The sequence below is a fragment of the bacterium genome (genome assembly GCA_030247525.1).
Classification (GTDB): Bacteria; Electryoneota; JAOADG01; order JAOADG01; family JAOADG01; genus JAOTSC01.
The window spans coordinates 1-2,797 of the sequence record JAOTSC010000263.1; the positions used below are offsets into that span (position 1 = coordinate 1).

Here is a 2,797-nt window from a genome sequence, read left to right on the forward strand (position 1 = left end):
AGTGAGAATAGCGGCGAGCGTCGCGAGCAATTTTCGCGACAACCATTTCTTGAGCATGATTTCCTCCGTTTTAGGTGATGGGTGGTGGGTGATGGGTGGTGGGTGTTAGGTGAAAAGTGAAGTAGGGGCGGCACAGAAAATGTCCGCCCGGTTTTTTGAGTGGTGGTTACAGGATTCCAAACCTGTGAATGGGTAGAGACAGGCGTCCCAGCCTGTATTAAAAAGATCACTACAAACAGGTCTGGAGACCTGTCGGTACCCGCCCGCTTGTGGTACCCGCCTGTTACTTCAGTGGTGGTTACGGGCTCCTGATGAGCCCGTTTTCTTATTTGACAAAGAGCTGGGTAATGTACACGATAAAGCCAAAGAGCGACGTCATACTGAGCCAGCGGATGGTGAGTCGCCGCTCCATTTTCTCGAATACGGCATCGAGCGCATGGGTATAGGATTCGAGGACGAGGCGTTCCCGGCGCTCCTGTTCCGCGGGGTGAAGGGAATGCGCGAGTGAGTGTTGTTGCTCGAGCAATTCCTGTTGCGCGGCAACGATTCGTTCCAACCGCGCGGCAATCACCCCGAGCCGTTCACCGAGTTCGGCTGGTAACGCGCAAGGCAACATCTCCATAAATACTCCGGTGATAATGGATGGGTACGGACAGGTCTCCAGACCTGTAAAAAGTGGGTAGAGGCAGGCGTCCTCGCCTGTAAAAACGGGGTTCGGATTTCGGGGATAGGGGTTTCGGGGGTTAGGGTACGGACAGGTCTCCAACCTGTATTGTAGGGGCTTGATTCATCAAGCCCGCTTGTGATGAATTGTTAGCTACTGGTGGTTACGGGCTTCCAAGCCAGTCTTCGTCGAGTTCGATGAATCGAACCCCTACTAGACCCACTCCTACACTGTAATACCCCACTGTTTACGCAATTGAATCATTTCGAGATTCGGACAGGTTTTCTTGGGGTCAAGTTCGTGATGTCCGAGCAATTTCGCACCGGGGAATTGTTGCAACAGCTTATCGACAATCAAACGCCGTGCCGCTTCCAATTGTGCTTCAGAAAACACTGTATTCCCAATCAAACAAATCCCGATACTATTTCGGTTATGCCCAGCGACATGCGCACCGATTTCCGATAGTTCGCGTCCGATTTCTACTTCCCCGACGATGCAATCCATCTTTCGACTGCGATAGTTACTACTGGTGCGATAACCATTCAATATCACGTAGTGGTAACCAATCTTCTTAAATCCACGCTCGATATGCCACTGATTAATGGTCGCAGCATCGCCAAAAGCACTGTCGGAACAGTGCAATACTATTTTCTCGATTATTCGCATGTTTTTTTGGGATTTCAATGGGTTATACGGTGTTTTTTGCACTTCCGGTCGAGAACCTCTATCTTGCCACCGTTATCAATCAGAAAGAAATGACCTGTGCAAAAGAAGAGTCGCAACGAAATACGCAATCTCGCCATCATCGCTCACGTCGACCACGGGAAGACGACGTTGGTCGATGCCATGCTCCATCAATCGGGCATCTTCCGTTCCAATGAGCATATCGCCGAACGCGCGATGGACAAGCTCGATCTCGAACGGGAGAAGGGGATTACCATCATGGCGAAGAATACCGCCATCCCCTATCACGAATACACCATCAACATTGTGGACACCCCGGGCCACGCCGATTTCGGCGGCGAAGTGCAGCGCATCTTGAAAATGGTCGACGGCTGTTTGTTACTCGTCGACGCATCCGAAGGTCCGTTGCCGCAGACCCGCTATGTCTTGTCGAATGCACTTGCCAATGGATTGTCGCCGATTGTCGTCATCAATAAAATCGACCGTCCCGACGCCCGGATTCAGGAAGTAGTCGACGAAGTACTCGAGCTGTTTTTGGATCTCGATGCGAGTGAAGAACAGTGCCACTTTCCCATCGCATTCACCAATGCCCGCGCCGGCACGGCAACACCTGACATGAGTATCGAAGGAACCGATCTCCGGCCATTGTTCGATATGATTATCGATAAAGTGCCACCGCCGTTATTTGAAGAGAATCATCCACTCCAATTGCAAATCACCGCACTCGACTACAGCGATTATCTTGGTCGAATCGGTATTGGCAGACTCACCAACGGCTCGATCAAAGTCGGGCAACAGATTCTGATGGGTCACAACGAAGGGACGCTCTCCCGCGCGAAAGTGACGCAGTTGTTCGGTTTCTCGGGACTGAAACGAATTCCTATCGAAGAGGCGAATCCGGGTGACATTATCGCTATCGCCGGGATCGAAGGGATCGAATTGGGCGACACGCTGACCGATGTCGAAAATCCGCGTCCATTGCCGCCGCTCAAAATCGACGAACCGACACTCGAGATGGTGTTCTCAATCAACACGTCCCCCTTTGCCGGCCGCGAAGGAAAATTCGTTACCAGCCGCCAGTTGCGCGACCGTTTGTTCAAGGAAATTCAAGGCAATCCTTCGATTCACGTCGAAGAGACCGACTCGCCCGATGCATTCAAAGTGGTGGGACGCGGGGAATTACAGCTTGCGATTCTAATCGAAATGATGCGGCGTGAAGGCTTCGAGATTTCGATTTCTAAGCCAACCGTGCGCATGAAACGCGAGGACGACGTATTGCTCGAACCTTACGAGTACCTCGTGGTCGATTGTCCCGAAACCTACATCGGAACGATTACACAGGCGATGGGATTGCGCAAGGGTCGGATGACGAAGATGGTCAATCATTCGTCAGGTTGGATTCGTCTCGAATTCGATGTGCCGATGCGCGGCTTGATTGGGTTATGCTGT

The 2,797-nt window shown here is 51.7% G+C and carries 3 protein-coding genes; 1 reads left to right on the forward strand and 2 read right to left on the reverse strand.

Translation table 11 applies throughout. The features are described 5' to 3' along the window. Positions 1–325: 325 nt before the first annotated feature. Both OEM52_14740 and OEM52_14745 read right to left on the reverse strand, forming a co-directional pair. Complete coding sequence (locus OEM52_14740; GenBank protein MDK9701390.1) at positions 326–622, reverse strand: hypothetical protein; 297 nt, start codon at positions 620–622, stop codon at positions 326–328. 267 nt (positions 623–889) lie between these two features. Then, positions 890–1,330: an N-acetylmuramoyl-L-alanine amidase gene (locus OEM52_14745; GenBank protein MDK9701391.1), complete on the reverse strand. Its 441-nt coding sequence runs from the start codon at positions 1,328–1,330 to the stop codon at positions 890–892. Positions 1,331–1,426: 96 nt separating this feature from the next. Between OEM52_14745 and OEM52_14750 the strand changes: the two genes are divergently transcribed. Next, positions 1,427–2,797: GTP-binding protein (locus tag OEM52_14750; GenBank protein MDK9701392.1), on the forward strand; the 1,371-nt coding region annotated here is incomplete at its 3' end.

Coding starts and splice junctions, on each gene's coding strand:
- OEM52_14745 (MDK9701391.1), bottom strand. CDS start 1,330: ATGCGAATAATCGAGAAAATAGTATTGCACTGTTCCGACAGTGCTTTT.
- OEM52_14740 (MDK9701390.1), bottom strand. CDS start 622: ATGGAGATGTTGCCTTGCGCGTTACCAGCCGAACTCGGTGAACGGCTC.